This is a genomic window from Caldanaerobacter subterraneus subsp. tengcongensis MB4, from assembly GCF_000007085.1.
In the GTDB taxonomy this organism is placed as follows: Bacteria; Bacillota; Thermoanaerobacteria; order Thermoanaerobacterales; family Thermoanaerobacteraceae; genus Thermoanaerobacter; species Thermoanaerobacter subterraneus.
This window is the reverse complement of sequence record NC_003869.1, coordinates 2,104,339-2,120,322: the sequence shown is the minus strand read 5'-3', so window position 1 is coordinate 2,120,322 and position 15,984 is coordinate 2,104,339. Positions and strand designations below refer to the sequence as shown.

At 40.8% G+C, this 15,984-nt stretch carries 17 protein-coding genes; 16 read left to right on the top strand and 1 reads right to left on the bottom strand.

The annotated features are described in order from the left end of the window. Positions 1 to 73 precede the first annotated feature (73 nt). Positions 74 to 1,477 carry an ISLre2-like element ISTte3 family transposase gene (locus TTE_RS10530; protein ID WP_011024560.1) on the top strand — a complete coding sequence of 468 codons (1,404 nt, stop codon included), beginning with the start codon at positions 74 to 76 and terminating at the stop codon, positions 1,475 to 1,477. A gap of 172 nt (positions 1,478 to 1,649) precedes the next feature. Then, on the top strand, positions 1,650 to 2,063 hold the full coding sequence (locus TTE_RS10525; RefSeq protein ID WP_011026278.1) for a universal stress protein: 414 nt from the start codon (positions 1,650 to 1,652) through the stop codon (positions 2,061 to 2,063). A gap of 12 nt (positions 2,064 to 2,075) precedes the next feature. Here TTE_RS10525 and TTE_RS10520 read toward each other — a convergent pair whose 3' ends face one another. After that, positions 2,076 to 2,300 carry a BON domain-containing protein gene (locus TTE_RS10520; RefSeq protein WP_022587973.1) on the bottom strand — a complete coding sequence of 75 codons (225 nt, stop codon included), beginning with the start codon at positions 2,298 to 2,300 and terminating at the stop codon, positions 2,076 to 2,078. 116 nt (positions 2,301 to 2,416) lie between these two features. On the opposite strand from TTE_RS10520, the gene cdaA reads away from it, so the two are divergent. From cdaA to iorA, 14 genes are all read left to right on the top strand, one after another. After that, on the top strand, positions 2,417 to 3,250 hold the full coding sequence (gene cdaA / locus TTE_RS10515; protein ID WP_009610622.1) for a diadenylate cyclase CdaA: 834 nt from the start codon (positions 2,417 to 2,419) through the stop codon (positions 3,248 to 3,250). Next, positions 3,240 to 4,430 carry a CdaR family protein gene (locus TTE_RS10510; RefSeq protein WP_009610636.1) on the top strand — a complete coding sequence of 397 codons (1,191 nt, stop codon included), beginning with the start codon at positions 3,240 to 3,242 and terminating at the stop codon, positions 4,428 to 4,430. The genes cdaA and TTE_RS10510 overlap by 11 nt, the downstream gene beginning before the upstream one ends. A 184-nt stretch (positions 4,431 to 4,614) precedes the next feature. Further along, positions 4,615 to 5,679, top strand: a complete 1,065-nt coding sequence (gene buk / locus TTE_RS10505; protein WP_009610633.1) for a butyrate kinase — start codon at positions 4,615 to 4,617, stop codon at positions 5,677 to 5,679. A 12-nt stretch (positions 5,680 to 5,691) separates the two neighbouring features. Continuing rightward, the gene (ptb, locus tag TTE_RS10500) at positions 5,692 to 6,588 is read left to right on the top strand and encodes a phosphate butyryltransferase (RefSeq protein ID WP_009610630.1); all 897 of its coding nucleotides are present in this window, start codon (positions 5,692 to 5,694) and stop codon (positions 6,586 to 6,588) included. A gap of 22 nt (positions 6,589 to 6,610) precedes the next feature. After that, a complete protein-coding gene (locus TTE_RS10495) occupies positions 6,611 to 7,678 on the top strand; it encodes a Glu/Leu/Phe/Val family dehydrogenase (protein WP_011026276.1) in 1,068 nt (355 codons plus the stop codon). Between the two features lie 41 nt (positions 7,679 to 7,719). Next, on the top strand, positions 7,720 to 8,787 hold the full coding sequence (locus TTE_RS10490) for a Glu/Leu/Phe/Val family dehydrogenase (protein ID WP_009610640.1): 1,068 nt from the start codon (positions 7,720 to 7,722) through the stop codon (positions 8,785 to 8,787). 91 nt (positions 8,788 to 8,878) lie between these two features. Then, complete coding sequence (gene buk, locus TTE_RS10485; protein WP_009610628.1) at positions 8,879 to 9,952, top strand: butyrate kinase; 1,074 nt, start codon at positions 8,879 to 8,881, stop codon at positions 9,950 to 9,952. 13 nt (positions 9,953 to 9,965) lie between these two features. Next, positions 9,966 to 10,640, top strand: coding sequence for a hypothetical protein (locus TTE_RS10480; protein ID WP_009610638.1), 675 nt, complete (start codon positions 9,966 to 9,968; stop codon positions 10,638 to 10,640). 14 nt (positions 10,641 to 10,654) lie between these two features. Beyond that, complete coding sequence (locus TTE_RS10475) at positions 10,655 to 10,867, top strand: 4Fe-4S dicluster domain-containing protein (protein WP_011026275.1); 213 nt, start codon at positions 10,655 to 10,657, stop codon at positions 10,865 to 10,867. A gap of 16 nt (positions 10,868 to 10,883) precedes the next feature. After that, positions 10,884 to 11,951, top strand: coding sequence for a 3-methyl-2-oxobutanoate dehydrogenase subunit VorB (locus TTE_RS10470; protein WP_011026274.1), 1,068 nt, complete (start codon positions 10,884 to 10,886; stop codon positions 11,949 to 11,951). Then, positions 11,952 to 12,701 carry a thiamine pyrophosphate-dependent enzyme gene (locus tag TTE_RS10465; RefSeq protein ID WP_022587965.1) on the top strand — a complete coding sequence of 250 codons (750 nt, stop codon included), beginning with the start codon at positions 11,952 to 11,954 and terminating at the stop codon, positions 12,699 to 12,701. It begins immediately after the preceding gene. 1 nt (position 12,702) lies between these two features. Then, positions 12,703 to 13,257, top strand: coding sequence for a 2-oxoacid:acceptor oxidoreductase family protein (locus TTE_RS10460; protein WP_009611237.1), 555 nt, complete (start codon positions 12,703 to 12,705; stop codon positions 13,255 to 13,257). A gap of 60 nt (positions 13,258 to 13,317) precedes the next feature. Further along, a complete protein-coding gene (locus TTE_RS10455; protein ID WP_011026273.1) occupies positions 13,318 to 14,208 on the top strand; it encodes a bifunctional enoyl-CoA hydratase/phosphate acetyltransferase in 891 nt (296 codons plus the stop codon). 24 nt (positions 14,209 to 14,232) lie between these two features. Then, positions 14,233 to 15,984: an indolepyruvate ferredoxin oxidoreductase subunit alpha gene (iorA, locus tag TTE_RS10450; RefSeq protein WP_009611238.1), complete on the top strand. Its 1,752-nt coding sequence runs from the start codon at positions 14,233 to 14,235 to the stop codon at positions 15,982 to 15,984.

The window sequence follows — 15,984 nt, the reverse complement described above, 5'->3', positions numbered from 1 at the left end:
GTGAAAAAACAAGAGACAACCCCTGTGATAAAATAGATTGTGGAAAACAAAAAACACGAAAGGGGTGTCTCTTGTGAAAAAACATATTTTTGAGGATATTATACTACAAAATGCTCTAAATTTCACTAGGGAAATGATGAATGTTTTTGAGGATTTATTAAAGAATGGAATGAATATTACAGAGCTTGTAGCAAGGATAAAAGAACTTACGGACAAACTAGGTAGAGAGGCAATAGAAGCAATTATTGAGGAGTTAGATAGGATAATAAAAGAAGACAAGAGAAGGAAAGAAAAATGGGTAGTAGAGAGGAAAGATAAAAAGAGATTAACGACAGTCCTTGGGGATATTGAATATGAGAGGACATATTACAAATCAAGGGAGGATGGTAGATATACATATTTAGTGGATGATGCATTAGAGATAGGACGGCACGAGAGGATAGAAAAGGGAGTAAAAATAAAGTTAGTAGAAAATGCGATAGAAGAATCATACGAGAAAAGTAGCGAGAAAGCATGTCCAGAGAAAATAAGTAAACAGACGGTATTAAACGCAATAAGGGAAATAGGAGAAGTAGAGGTGAAGAGAGAAATAAAAGAGAAGAAGGAAGTAAGGGTTTTATACATAGAAGCAGATGAAGACCATGTACCTTTACAAGATGGCAGCAGTGAAACACCGCGATTGATATACATACATGAAGGTAGGGAAGAGAAAAACGGAAGGAACGTACTGAAGAATGTGTATTACAAGGCATACGTAGGAGAGAAAGCAGAAGACATATGGATAGATGTAGCGAATTACATAGAAGAAAATTACAAGGAAGAGAAGATAGAGAAGATATACATAGCAGGAGATGGAGCACCATGGATAAAAGAGGGATTAGAATGGATAGTAAAATCAAGGTTTGTGTTAGACAGATATCATTTAAACAAATACGTATTAAAAGCAACATCAAAAGAGCCAAAGTATAGGGATAAGATATGGAGAGCAATAAATGAAGGGGATAAAGAAGGAGTGAAGAAAATATTTGGTGAGTTAATAAAGATAGCAAAAGAAGAGAAAGAAAAAGAAAAGATAAAGGAAGCGAAGAGATACATACTAAACAATTGGGAAGGGATAAAGATATACAGTGAAGACGAAGATGTAATAGGGTGCAGTGCAGAAGGGCATATAAGCCATGTATTTTCTGCAAGACTTAGCAGGAATCCATTAGGGTGGAGCAGAGAAGGATTAAAGTTAATGGCGAAATTAAGGGTATTTAGCAAGAATGGAGGAGACTTAAGAGAAGTAGAGTGGGGCAAGAAAAAGAATATAAATGCAGGAAGTTACAAATTAACAGAGAAGCAAATAAAAGAGGCAGTAAGGAGAGTTAAAACGTCTACAAATGAAAAAATAAACAATATTACGGTTTTGAATATAGGGAAAGTAACGCCAATATATAGGGTTTTAAGAGCATTAAAATATGCACAAGTTATATAAAGAACATGATAAAACGAAGCCCTGAATTAATTAAGTTTCAGGGGTTGTCTTAAAAAAATCCTACAGTATCTTGACACTATCAAGAAGGAAAGGAAATTTGACATAAAGAGAATCCTTCGCATATAATTAATTATAGAAGGGCAAATATGTGCCTGAAAGGGGTTTTTTAAAGATGGTACTTAGTTACGAGCCTAGCGTGAAGAGCAGAATCATGGTGTGTATAACACCTCAGAAGAGCTCACGCAGGCTTGTGGAAAGAGGTGCCCAGAGGGCAAAAGAGACCAATGGTGAGTTTTGCGTTGTATACGTTAACAAAAACAGCGATATCTCACAGGATTTAAAAGAAAATGAAGTCTTACTTGAGCTTTTTGATATGGCTCAAAAACTCGGAGGAAGAGTGTCAATTCTAGTTGGAAAGAAAATTTCAAAAACTCTTGCGGAATTTGCAAGAGAGAATAACATAACTGAGATAATAGTCGGAAAGTCCTTAAGGTCTGCACTGGATGTGATACTACATGGGGATGTCGTAAATCCCTTAAAAAAAGAAGCAATGAAAAATAACATAAGGGTAGAAGTCATAGAATAGCTTCTATGACTTCTACCTGATTTTTACTTCATCAATTACTTTTTTTACTCCTTCTACGCTCTCTGCAATTTGACTGAGCAATTTTTTCTCCTCTAAATTTTTTACATATCCTTCCAAGGTTATGACACCGTTGTTTGCTGTTATGATTAGATCTGGAAGATTTAGGTCATAGCGGGAAAGCTTTTGTATTACAGAATTTACAAGAAGGTCATCTTTTCCTCCTTTGCTTGAGTTCATCCTTACCCTCCTCTTTTCCCTTTAAAATAATTTTCCCAGCTAAATTATTTTTTATCCAAATTTGTTGTATAATTAATATGAGTAGCTCATTACAAAAGCTTTGTGAGGTGAATTTTTTGTTCACTGGACTTATAGATATAATCAAGACAATGAGGATTAACGATATAGTGGATATATTGATAATAGCCTATGTCCTTTACCGGCTTATACTTGTCATCCACAAGACAAGAGCGGAGCAACTTTTGAAAGGGCTTGCTGTTTTGATAATAATTACAAAATTAAGTGAGTGGTTACAGCTTCGAACAGTGAATTACATCTTGAGAAATGCTATGACTGTCGGAGTCATTGCTCTTTTGATTGTGTTTCAGCCTGAGCTCAGAAGAGGGCTGGAGTCTTTGGGTAGGAGCGGCTTTTTAGGAAAGAATTTTTTCTTTTTCAATGAGGACGAGAAGGACATGTCTGAGGTAATAGGGGAAATATGCGATGCGGTTCAGTACCTTTCCAGGTCTAAAATAGGAGCTCTTATTGTGATTGAAAGGGAGACAGGGCTTAATGAGATAATTGAGACTGGAATAGCGATGGATTCTAAAATTTCCAGTGAGCTTCTGATAAATACTTTTATTCCAAATACTCCCTTGCACGATGGAGCAGTTATTATAAGAGGAGACAGGATTATGGCAGCGGGATGTTTTCTGCCTCTTACGGACAACCAGAATTTGAGCAGTGAACTGGGGACAAGGCACAGGGCTGGTTTAGGCGTTACAGAAATTTCTGATGCCATTGCCATAATTGTGTCTGAAGAAACAGGCATTATTTCACTTGCTCAAAACGGAAGGCTTTCTCGCCATCTGGACCCGAAGACTTTAAAAGAGGTTTTGTCTAGCATTTTGGACGTGAAGGAAAATAAGAAGCCTGTTTGGAGAAAATGGGGGAACAAACATGCTGACTAAAAATTTTACTATAAAGCTCCTGTCGCTGATACTGGCTTTTTTATTATGGCTTTATGTGATGGGGGAAGAAAATCCGGAAATTCCTTATGAGATTAGCAATGTCCCTGTAAAGTTAGTAAATGTGGATACTCTTGAGAAAAAGGGTTTGACTTTGCTTGAGGAAAAGGGATATACGGTGAATGTGAAGGTGAGAGGGAGAAGAAGCGACGTATTAAACATAGCCGCTCAAAATATAAGTGCTTATGCGGATTTGAGCCGTGTGACCTCTAAAGGAATAAATGTAATCCCTGTGAGGATAGAGGGGCTTCCCAAAAATGTCTCTTTAGTTTCTGTAATTCCTCCCGAGATAAAAGTAGATGTGGACACTATTGCCAAAATTCAGATGCCTGTTACGGTAAAGATAGTGGGAAATGTGATGGATGGATATGCTATGCAGCCGGCGGTTCCGACTCCTGGCGAAGTGATGGTGGTAGGACCAGAGAGCAAAGTAAATCTTGTAAAAAATGTGATTGCACAGGTGAATGTCTCCTACAAAAAAGAGGATATTAAGATATCTGTCCCAGCTGTGGCTGTAGATAGGGAAGGCAAGGAGATAAAAGGGGTTACAGTTACACCAAATCTTGTGGAAGTTTACATTCCGGTAAACAAATCAATAAGAGTTCCAGTGACTCCTAAAATATTTGGCAAACCTCAGGAGGGCTATGTAGTTGCTTCTGTAAATGTTCTTCCAGAGTATGTATACATCACTGGAGATGAGGATGTCCTTAATACCATAAAGTCCATAAGCACAAAACAGATAGATATAACGGGTCTGACAGGACCTGTCACTGAGACGGTGCCTTTTGATTTGCCTGATGGAGTAAAGCTTGTAAAGAGTGACATAACTGCTAAAGTATATATAGATATACAAAAATTGGCTACAAAAGATGTGACTATAACCAATGTAGAAGTGAAAGGGGCAGAGGGTAAGAGTGTAACAGTCCAGAATCCAGAAGTAGTTGTTACAATTTCAGGGCCTGAAAGTGTTGTTGCAGGAGCTACTTCTACAGATTTCACGGCTTACGTCGATGCTTCAAATTTATCTCCTGGTAATTATACTCTGACAGTTAATGTAAATACTAAGCTGAATGTCAATATAATTAAAATTCGCCCTGAAAAAGTTAGTGTGACAATTCAGTAGGCGGGAGTTCCCCGCCTATCAATTTTTCCAAAAATCTATCAATTCCACAAAATATAAAGTTGTTATAAAAAAATTTTAATCAAAAAGAAGGATTTTTGACAAATGTGTAGAATTAAAATATTGTAAGGATAAAAATTTTTTAAGACACTCAAAAAATGTTTGGCGAAAGGGCGGGTGAAGCCTGTTGTTCAAGGTATTGGTCATCAATCCAGGTTCTACTTCCACCAAAGTAGCTCTTTATGAAGACGAGAAGGAAATAGTGCGTTCTGACATCACCCATGATGTAGAAACTCTCAAGAACTATAAAAGTGTGATTGAGCAGCTGGATTTGAGGTTAGAAGCGATAAACAAATGGCTAAGTGAGAATGGCATTAAAGTTCTGGAATTATCTGCTATTGTGGTGAGGGGTGGTTTGATAAAGCCAGTCCAAAGTGGTACCTACGTTGTAAACGATATTATGCTGGAAGATTTAAGAAAAGGGGTAGGAGGGGAACATCCTTCAAATCTAGGCGGAATAATTGGAAGGGCTCTGGCAGACCCATACGGGATACCTGTTTATACTCTCGACCCTGTGGCAGTAGACGAAATGGAAGATGTGGCGAGAATTTCAGGTCTCCCAGAGCTTCCCAGAAAGAGCCAATCTCATGCTCTAAACATTAAAGCCTGCATACACAGGTATGCGAGGGAAAACAATTTAAAAGAAGAGGAACTTAATATGATTGTGGCTCACATGGGAGGAGGAATTTCTGTAGCAGCTATAAAGGGAGGTAGGATTGTTGATGTAAACAATGCAAATCAAATGGGGCCTTTTTCACCTGAGAGGACTGGAAGTTTGCCTTCCATGAAGGTCGTAGAGATGTGTTATTCAGGAAAATACACTTTGGAAGAGATGAAGAAAAAAATTGTCGGAATGGGAGGACTCGTGGCGCATCTTGGTACCAACGATGCCAGAGAAGTGGTAAAAAGAATAGAAGCTGGGGATAAAAAAGCTAAGCTAGTTTTTGAAGCTATGGCTTATCAGATTGCGAAAGAGATTGGCAGGATGGCTGCGGTGTTAAAAGGAGATGTTAAGACAATTATTTTAACTGGGGGGCTTGCTTATTCCAAACCCTTGATAGAGATAATAATTGACATGGTAGGCTTTATCGCTCCAATCACTTTATATCCCGGTGGAGACGAGATGGAGGCTTTAAGAGATGGAGCTTTAAGAGTGTTAAGAGGGCAGGAAACTCCAAAAATTTATGGCTGATGGGGTGTTGGTATGAGGACCTTTGCTGAACTTTACGAGCATGTGAAAAATTTGCCGCCAAAAGTTATAGCTGTGGCTCAGGCAGCTGATGAAGATGTGTTGGAAGCGATTAAAGAGGCTCATGAAAAGGGAATAGTGAGGGCTATTTTGGTTGGAGACAAGGAAAAGATTGAAAGAATTGCTTCCTCTATAGGGATGTCTTTGAAAGACCATGAAATAGTCGAGGCGAAAAGCAACTTAGATGCCTGCCGCGAAGCAGTGAGGCTTGTGAGCGAAGGCAAAGCTGATATACTGATGAAGGGACTTGTGCAGACAGCAGAAATACTGAGGGTAGTTCTGGATAAAGAAATAGGTCTGAGGACAGGCAGGACTTTAAGCCATGTAGCTGTGTTTGAGTCGCCCTACAACAGGCTTATACTTCTTACAGATGCGGCAATGAACATTGCACCGGACTTAAAAGTCAAGATAGACATAATTTTGAATGCTATAGATGTTGCAAGGCAGATTGGAATTGATGCGCCAAGAGTCGCTATATTGGGAGCTGTAGAAACTGTAAACCCAGATATGCAGGCAACACTTGATGCGGCTATACTGTCAAAGATGAGCGAAAGAGGGCAAATAAAAGGGGCTATAATAGATGGACCGTTGGCTTTAGATAATGCTCTGTCTGTTGAGGCTGCCCGCCATAAAGGCATAGTGAGTCCTGTTGCTGGAAATGCTGACATACTGGTAGTTCCTGATATAGAAGCAGGGAATATACTTTATAAGGCTATCACTTATATAGCTCAAAGAAAGATAGCAGGAATAATAATGGGTGCAAAGAAGCCTATTGTACTGACTTCAAGAGCTGATTCCAGCGATGCAAAATTTAATTCCATAATGCTGGCTTCTCTCGCTTCTAATGTTTAAAAAATTTACTGGGGGGTTATTTATGAAAATTTTTGAGCGGATGGAAGTCAAGGATTATGAAAACGTAATTTTTTGTCATGATAAAGCGTCGGGTTTAAAAGCAATAATTGTAATTCACGATACAACTTTAGGCCCAGCTCTTGGCGGAACTAGGATGTGGATGTACAATACAGAAGAAGAGGCACTGGAAGATGCTTTAAGGCTTGCAAGGGGAATGACATATAAAAACGCTGCCGCCGGCTTAAACTACGGAGGAGGGAAGGCAGTAATAATAGGCGATCCTAGAAAAGATAAATCAGAAGCCCTCTTTAGAAGTTTTGGAAGGTATATAGAAGCTCTGAAAGGACGCTTTATAACAGGTGAGGACGTGGGGATCACTGTCCAGGACGTTGAATACATGAGGTATGAGACAAAGCACGTGGTTGGCCTTGCTGAGACCAGCGGAGACCCGTCGCCTGTCACTGCTTACGGAGTGTACAGAGGTATGCAGGCAGCTGCTGAAGAAGTGTTTGGGACTTCCGACTTAAAAGGCAAAAAAGTAGCCATACAGGGTGTTGGAAAAGTTGGCTATACTCTTGCTAAATATCTTAATGAAGCTGGAGCGAAAATAATTGTCACTGATATATTTGAAGATAATGTAAAGAGGGTTGTGGAAGACTTCGGAGCAGAATATGTGAAGCCAGAGGAAATATACGGAGTAGACTGCGATATTTTTGCTCCTTGCGCATTGGGCGGAGTCATAAACGATGAAACAATACCGCAGCTCAAGTGCAAAATCATAGCAGGTTCTGCCAACAATCAATTGAAAGAAGAAAGGCATGGGGACATACTGCAGGAAAAAGGTATTCTTTACGTGCCTGACTATATAATAAACGCGGGCGGAGTTATAAACGTGGCTGATGAGTTAGAACCCTCAGGCTACAACAGGGAAAGGGCTTTGAGGAAGGCTTCCATGATATACGACACGATAAAGAGCGTAATTAAAAAGTCAAAAGAAGAAAACATACCCACCTACAAAGCTGCCGATAGAGTAGCAGAAGATAGGATTAAAGCGATTGCTGCAATAAAGACCAATTACATTTTGAAATAATTTAAATTTAAAATTAAAAATAAAGGCAAGGAGGAGATTTTATGGAGATTTTCAAAATAATGGAGAAATATGATTACGAGAATGTAGTGCTCTGCTATGACAAAACATCAGGGCTTAAAGCCATCATCGCCATTCACGACACTACTTTAGGGCCTGCTTTGGGCGGTTGCAGGATGTGGACTTATGATTCAGAGGAAGACGCTATAAATGATGCTTTAAGACTTGCAAGAGGCATGACGTACAAAAACGCTGCTGCAGGACTTAATCTAGGCGGAGGAAAAGCTGTAATAATAGGAAATCCAAGGACTGACAAGTCAGAGGCTTTGTTTAGAAGCTTTGGAAGGTATGTAGAATCTTTGAAGGGAAGGTACATCACTGCTGAAGATGTGGGGACAAACGTGAAAGACATGGAGTATATAAGGTATGAGACAAAATACGTAGCAGGGCTTCCTGAGACGAGTGGAGACCCATCACCTTTCACAGCCTATGGAGTTTACAGGGGGATGCAGGCAGCTGCTGAAGAAATTTTTGGCACTTCAGATTTGAGAGGTAGAGTCGTTGCAATTCAGGGCATAGGAAATGTGGGATATCACCTTGCTAAATATCTCTATGAGGCAGGTGCTAAGCTCATTGTGACAGATATATTTGAAGAAAATGCAAAAAGAGCTGTGGAAGAGTTTGGAGCAGAGTATGTAAAACCAGATGAAATATATGGCGTGGAGTGCGATATATTTGCTCCTTGCGCACTAGGTGCCATAATAAATGATGAGACAATACCGCAGCTTAAATGCAAGATTGTCGCTGGTTCAGCTAATAACCAGTTGAAGGAAGAAAGGCACGGAGATATCCTCCAGCAAAAGGGAATTCTCTATGTTCCTGACTATATAATAAATGCCGGTGGAGTTATAAACGTAGCTGATGAGCTCAATCCTTCAGGCTACAACAGGGAAAGGGCTATGAGGAAAGTCTCCATGATATACGATACAGTGAAAAAGGTCATTGAAAAGGCTAAAAAGGAAAATGTTCCCACCTATGTGGCAGCTGACAGGGTAGCAGAAGAGAGAATAAAGACTATAGCTGCTGTAAAAGACAACTATATCGTAAGATAATGTTAATCTGAGGAAAGGCAAGAATTCCTTGCCTTTCCTCAGATTTGGATAAAGAAGCCATGTGTACTATAATAGTATTAGAGGCGGAGGGATGGGGTTGGCTTTAATTTTAGTAATAAACCCTGGTTCTACTTCAACGAAAGTGGCAGTTTTTAGGGACAAAGAGCCTGTCTTTACAGAGACTTTGAGGCATTCGACAGAGGAATTGAGCAAATACAAGAGAATAATTGACCAGTTTGAATTCAGGACACAAGCTATCCTTGATATGTTGAAAGAAAAAGGTATTTCTCTATCTCAAATTGATGCAATTGTAGGAAGAGGAGGACTTTTAAAGCCCATAGAGAGTGGGACCTACATTGTGAATGAAAAAATGCTGGAAGATTTGAAAAAGGCTGAAAGAGGTGAACACGCTTCTAATTTGGGAGCTATTATCGCCTACACTTTGGCAAAAGAGCACAACATCCCTGCCTATATAGTGGACCCTGTAGTGGTGGATGAGCTTGAAGATGTAGCGAGAATTACTGGTTTGCCGGAGATTGAGAAACAGAGCATTTTCCACGCCTTAAACCAAAAGGCAATTGCTCGCCGCTTGGCATCTGATTTGGGCAAAAGGTACGATGAGGTAAACCTTATAATAGCGCACCTTGGGGGTGGTATTTCAGTAGGTGCCCATAGAAAAGGAAGGGTAATAGACGTGAATGACGCTCTAAACGGAGAAGGGCCATTTTCCCCCGAAAGGGCAGGGGGGTTACCTGTTCTAGATCTAGTCAAACTTTGCTACAGTGGGAAGTACACTTTTGAGGAGATGAAGAAAAAGCTTATAGGAAAAGGCGGAATAGTGGCACATTTGGGTACAAATGATGTGAGAGAAGTTTACAAAATGATTGAGAATGGGGATAAAAATGCTGAACTCATTTTGGACGCCATGGCGTATCAGACGGCAAAAGAAATAGGGTCAATGGCTGTCGTTTTAAAAGGGAAAGTGGATGCCATAGGGATTACTGGCGGAATTGCTCATAATGAGGATTTTGTGAGGAGGATAAGGGAAAGGGTGGAGTTTATAGCGCCTGTGTATGTATACCCTGGAGAGGACGAAATGCTGGCTTTGGCAGAGGGAGCATACAGGGTTTTGACAGGCGAAGAGAATCCAAAAACATACAGTTAAAGGATGAGGTCAGATGGATTTTAAAAGGCTGACGATTGTAGTAGGGCACTACGGCAGTGGTAAGACTGAGATTTCGATAAACTATGCTGTTTACATCAGGCAAATGGGAAAAGAAGTTGAGATTGTCGATTTGGATGTAGTGAATCCCTATTTTAGGTCGAGAGAAGTGAGGAAAGAGCTTTTAGAAAAATGGGGAATTAAGGTAGTAGGAGTTGAGGAGAAGTACGTAAATGCTGATGTCCCGGTGATTTCGCGCACTGTCTATGGTGCCTTATACAGCACAGAAAAACATGCTGTGTTTGACGTGGGAGGAGATGATGTAGGGGCAATGCCTCTGGGGCAGTACAGGCACATAATATATGAACAGGACCCCGAAGTCTTGTTGGTAGTGAATGTAAACAGACCCTTTACAAAAGATGCTGATTCAGTCATTAAGTATTTAAAGGCGATAGAAGAGGCTTCAAAGATTAAGGTGACCCATTTAGTGAACAATACTCATATGTCTTATGAGACGACAGTTGATGATGTCTTGAAAGGATTAGAGGTTGTGGAAGAGGTCTCTAGTAAGACAGGCATTCCTATAAAAATGGTAACTGTAAAAAGAGACCTGGTAAATCTTCTTCCGCAGATTGATTATCCTGTCTTTCCTTTAGACCTTTATATGAAAACTCCATGGGATAAAATGTGAGAGGAGGAATTTATGTGGCAAAGGTTATTTTCAACGAGGATTTGTGCAAGGGCTGTGAGCTCTGTGTAAATGCTTGTCCCAAAAAGATAATTGAGATGGACTTGAGCAAGATAAACACAAAAGGGTATCATCCTGCCACTATAAAACCAGAAAACATGGACAAATGTATAGCTTGTGGCTTTTGCGCTATGATGTGCCCTGATGTAGTGATAACAGTTATAAAGTAAATGGAGGGGAGAGAAGATGGCAAAGGTTTTAATGAAGGGTAATGAAGCTATGGCAGAAGCTGCTATTCAGGCGGGGTGTAGGTATTATTTTGGATACCCCATAACTCCGCAGAACGAAGTCACAGAGTACATGTCAAAGAGAATGCCGGAGGTTGGCGGAGTATTTTTGCAGGCAGAGAGCGAAGTGTCTGCTATAAACATGGTTTACGGCGCAGGTGGAGCAGGAGCTCGCGTTATGACTTCTACCAGCGGACCTGGACTTAGCCTTATGCAGGAGGGAATTTCATATCTAGCCGGCGCTCAGATACCTTGTGTGATAGTCAATATAATGAGAGGCGGTCCTGGACTTGGAAATATTCAGGGAGCACAGAGTGACTATTTTCAGTCTGTAAAAGGTGGTGGACATGGAGACTACAAGTTAATAGTTCTTGCACCTTCTACCATTCAAGAGATGGCAGACCTCGTGCAAGAGGCATTTGACATAGCGGATGACTACAGGAATCCCGTTGTAATTCTCGGAGACGGAATGCTGGGACAGATGATGGAACCAGTTGATTTTGACAATGTGAAAAAGGCGAGAAGAAATCTTCCGGAAAAGACATGGGCGACTACAGGAAGAGGGAACAGGGAACACAGGAATGTGATAAATTCCCTCTATATAGACCCACCTGTTTTAGAGAAACACAATTATGTGCTTTTTGAAAAGTATGCAAGAGCCGAACAGAATGAAGTCAGATATGAAATGATAGGATGCGAAGACGCAGAAGTTATTTTAGTTGCTTACGGTACTATGGCAAGGGTTGCTAAAAACGTGATGAACATTGCAAGGCGCGAAGGGTATAAAGTAGGGCTCATAAGGCCGATTTCCTTGTGGCCTTTCCCGAAGGAACCTTTCAAAAAGACAGTAGATCAGGTAAAAGGTTATCTGGTAGTTGAGATGAGTATGGGACAGATGGTAGAAGATGTTCAACTGGCTACTGAGTGCAAGAAGCCTGTACACTTCTACGGAAGACCTGCAGGAATGATACCAGAGCCTTCCGTAATGCTTGAGAAAATTAAACAGATTGCAGGAGGTGCAAGATAAATGGCAGTGGTATTTGAAAAAACAAAGGGATTGACAGATGTTCCTTTTTCCTATTGTCCGGGCTGTACTCACGGGATAATTCACAGGTTAGTGGCTGAAGCAATGGAAGAATTGGGGGTTTTGGATAAAGCGATAGGGGTTGCCTCAGTAGGGTGTTCTGTGTTTGCATATGAATTTTTCAACTGCGACATGCAGCAGGCAGCTCACGGGAGAGCTCCAGCTGTTGCTACTGGAATAAAGAGAGTTCATCCCGACAAAGTGGTGTTTACCTATCAAGGGGATGGAGACCTAGCAGCAATTGGTACAGCAGAAATAGTTCACGCCGCTGCCAGAGGAGAGAAAATAACAGTTATTTTTGTGAATAATGCCAATTATGGAATGACAGGAGGGCAGATGGCTCCTACGACATTGGTAGGACAGAGGACTACCACTACTCCATACGGCAGAAAGCCAGAGGTAAACGGTTATCCAATAAGAGTGAGTGAAATGCTCTCAACTTTAGATGGCGCAGCTTATATAGAGAGAGTGGCTGTGTATGATGTAAAACACATCATGCAGGCAAAGAAGGCTATAAAGAACGCATTCTTGGCTCAGATTCAGAACAAGGGATTTTCACTGGTGGAAGTGCTTTCTACCTGCCCTACTAACTGGGGAATGACTCCTGTAGAGGCTTTAAAATGGGTGAAAGACCATATGGAACCTTATTATCCGTTAGGTGTTTACAAGAACACCTTAGAGGAGGTTAAATAAAATGGAAGAAAGAATAATTTTTGCTGGTTTTGGAGGGCAAGGAGTCCTTACAATGGGGCTCATAATAACCTATGCTGGAATGTTAGAAGGAAAAAATGTCTCATGGACTCCTTCCTACGGACCTGAGATGAGAGGCGGTACAGCTAACTGTAACGTTACTGTTTCTGACGATGAAGTGGGTTCACCCGTAATTATAGAAGCTACTTCTGTGGTAGTGATGAACAGACCTTCCTTGGACAAATACGAGTCCTATGTAGTACCTGGGGGAAAACTTTTTGTGAACACTTCTCTGGTAGATAGGAAGCCCCAGAGAAAAGATATAGAGGTTTATGAAGTGCCTGCTAATGAGATTGCAAGCGAGCTAGGCAATCTGAAAGTGGCCAACATGGTGATGCTCGGAGCATTTGTGGAAGCTACAAAGGTTGTAAAGATGGAAACAGTTCTTAAGGCTTTGCCGGAAGTCTTTGGAAAAGGGAAAGAACATATGATGGCTATCAACGAGAAAGCTCTGGAAAAAGGAGCAGAATTGATAAGAAACATGGTTTCCACAAAATAGAGTATTTTAGGCAGGGGACTTCCCCTGCCTAAAGGCTTATTCTAGCAAAGGGGTGGGAATTTGAAGAAGCTCAGTGAAATTTTTGAAAAAGCAAGAGGGGCAAATAAAAAGTTTAGCGTTGCTGGAGCAGAGGATGTGGAAGTGCTTTTAGCCTGTGATGCCGCTAAAAAAGAAGGAATAGGTATTCCTGTTTTAGTAGGAGATAAAGAAAAAATTATTAAAATTTCAAAGGAAGCTAACATATCCCTTGAGGGTTATGAAATAATAGATGAAAAGGACGAAGCAGAAAAGTGTAAAAAAGCAGTTTTGGAAGTAAGAGAAGGCAGAGCTTCTTTTGTCATGAAAGGACTTGTACCTACTGCTACTCTTTTAAAAGCTGTGCTTGACAGTGAAACTGGTATAAGAGGAGAGGGACTTTTAAGCCATGTGATGGTGTATGAAATTCCAGCATATCACAAATTGCTTCTTTTGACAGATGGAGGAATGAACATAAGTCCAACTCTAGAGGAGAAAGTTGCGATATTGAAAAATGCCATCAAAGTGGCAAAAACTTTGGGTATAGAAAATCCAAAGACTGCTTGTCTTTCTGCTGTAGAAGTAGTAAATCCCAAAATGCCATCAACTGTTGAGGCTGCAAAGTTAAAAGAGCTAAATCAAAAGGGAGAGATAGAAGGCATAGTAGATGGGCCTTTAGCTTTTGACCTTGCTGTAAGCAAAGAAGCGGCAGAACACAAAGGGGTAAAGAGTGAGGTTGCAGGGGATGCTGATATTTTGCTTGTGCCTTTTATAGAAGTCGGCAACGCTTTAGGGAAAAGCTTTACTTACTTTGCGAAAGCTAGAAGTGCGGGAATTGTGGTGGGAGCTAAAGCGCCTATTGTATTGGTTTCCAGAGCTGATTCTCATGAAGACAAGTTAAATTCTATAGCTTTGGCTTGCAGTGTCTCTATTTAAAAATTAGATTTTGGGGGGAAATAGATGAAAAAAGTAATGTTAGGAGATGAAGCGGTAGCAAGGGGTGCCTACGAGTATGGAGTTACTTTTGCTGCTGCGTATCCAGGGACTCCTAGCACAGAAATACTGGAAAATATAGCCCAGTACAAAGAAATCTACTCTGAGTGGGCTCCCAATGAAAAAGTCGCAGTAGAAGCGGCTATTGGAGCTTCTATAGCTGGTGCTAGAAGCCTTGCTGCCATGAAACATGTGGGGCTTAATGTGGCCGCAGATCCGCTTTTTACTTTTGCTTATACAGGAGTAAACGGTGGCTGTGTGATCGTAACTGCTGATGACCCAGGTATGCACTCTTCTCAGAATGAGCAGGACAACAGATATTACGCTAAATTTGCCAAAATCCCTATGCTAGAGCCTTCAGACAGTCAGGAATGCAAAGACTTTGTTGGTATCGCCCTGGATATAAGCGAAAAGTATGACACACCTGTGCTTTTAAGGCTCACCACTAGGGTTGCTCACGGTAAAGGAGTTGTGGAATTAGGAGAAAGAAAGCCTGTTGAAATGAAGCCTTATAAAAAAGACATTCCGAAGTACGTTATGGTTCCTGCAAATGCTCAAAAAAGACATGTGGTAGTAGAAGAGAGATTAAAAGTCTTAGAGGAACTGACTGAAAAAATTGAAATAAATAGAATTGAGTGGGGCGGAAGGGATATAGGCATAATAACAAGTGGCATAAGCTATCTTTACGTAAAAGAAGTCTTTGGAGACGAAGTATCTGTTTTAAAACTGGGAATGACTTATCCTCTTCCTTCAAAGCTTATAAGAAAGTTTGCTGAAAGTGTAAAAAAATTGTACGTAGTAGAAGAGCTGGAACCTTATATAGAAGAGCATGTCAGGGCTTTGGGCATTGAAGTAATAGGAAAAGAATTGATTCCCAGGATTGGAGAATTAAATCCTGGCATTATAAGAAAGGCAATAAAAAAAGAAGAGCTTCCTCATGTATCAGTGGAGGTTAAAGTACCAGGCAGACCTCCTATGCTTTGTGCGGGATGCCCTCACAGGGGAGTATTCTACGTTTTAAGAAAGAAAAGAGTTCCTGTTTTAGGGGACATAGGCTGTTATACTCTGGGAGCAGCGCCGCCATTGGAAGCTATAGATACCTGCATATGCATGGGGGCTAGCATTTCAGGTTCTCACGGCTTCCAGAAAGCTATTGAACACAGTGGCAGAAAGCAAAAAATCTTCAGCGTAATTGGTGACTCCACCTTCTTCCACTCTGGTATCACAGGGCTTATTGATATTGTCTACAACAAAGGCAATGCTGTTCCTATAATACTCGATAACCGCATAACTGCTATGACAGGACACCAGCACAACCCCGGTACAGGAAAGACATTGATGGGAGAAGATGCGCCTGAAATAGATATAGCTAAATTGAGCGAAGCTATAGGAGTAAAGAGGGTAAGAGTAGTAAATCCGTTTAAATTAAAGGAAATAGAAGATGCCGTAGATGAAGCTATGAATACAGATGATACGATGGTTATAATAGCGAAAGGTCCATGTGCCTTGATTCCTCCTAAGCCGCAGGGAGAATGCAAGATAGACCAGGAAAAATGCAAAAAATGTGGCATGTGCCTTAGAATAGGATGCCCAGCTATAAGTAAAAAAGATGGCATTTTCAGCATAGACCCTGACCAGTGCACGGGCTGTACTGTTTGCCAGCAGGTATGTCCTTTTGATGCGATAGAATGTGTTTCACATAGGGGCGAGGTGAAATAA

What these genes read in the sequence shown, in the direction of transcription:
- TTE_RS10470 (WP_011026274.1), top strand. Translation starts at nt 10,884, where the DNA reads ATGGCAAAGGTTTTAATGAAGGGTAATGAAGCTATGGCAGAAGCTGCT.
- TTE_RS10520 (WP_022587973.1), bottom strand. Translation starts at nt 2,300, where the DNA reads ATGAACTCAAGCAAAGGAGGAAAAGATGACCTTCTTGTAAATTCTGTA.
- TTE_RS10525 (WP_011026278.1), top strand. Translation starts at nt 1,650, where the DNA reads ATGGTACTTAGTTACGAGCCTAGCGTGAAGAGCAGAATCATGGTGTGT.
- iorA (WP_009611238.1), top strand. Translation starts at nt 14,233, where the DNA reads ATGAAAAAAGTAATGTTAGGAGATGAAGCGGTAGCAAGGGGTGCCTAC.
- TTE_RS10460 (WP_009611237.1), top strand. Translation starts at nt 12,703, where the DNA reads ATGGAAGAAAGAATAATTTTTGCTGGTTTTGGAGGGCAAGGAGTCCTT.
- buk (WP_009610628.1), top strand. Translation starts at nt 8,879, where the DNA reads ATGGGGTTGGCTTTAATTTTAGTAATAAACCCTGGTTCTACTTCAACG.
- TTE_RS10510 (WP_009610636.1), top strand. Translation starts at nt 3,240, where the DNA reads ATGCTGACTAAAAATTTTACTATAAAGCTCCTGTCGCTGATACTGGCT.
- TTE_RS10495 (WP_011026276.1), top strand. Translation starts at nt 6,611, where the DNA reads ATGAAAATTTTTGAGCGGATGGAAGTCAAGGATTATGAAAACGTAATT.
- TTE_RS10490 (WP_009610640.1), top strand. Translation starts at nt 7,720, where the DNA reads ATGGAGATTTTCAAAATAATGGAGAAATATGATTACGAGAATGTAGTG.
- TTE_RS10465 (WP_022587965.1), top strand. Translation starts at nt 11,952, where the DNA reads ATGGCAGTGGTATTTGAAAAAACAAAGGGATTGACAGATGTTCCTTTT.
- ptb (WP_009610630.1), top strand. Translation starts at nt 5,692, where the DNA reads ATGAGGACCTTTGCTGAACTTTACGAGCATGTGAAAAATTTGCCGCCA.
- TTE_RS10480 (WP_009610638.1), top strand. Translation starts at nt 9,966, where the DNA reads ATGGATTTTAAAAGGCTGACGATTGTAGTAGGGCACTACGGCAGTGGT.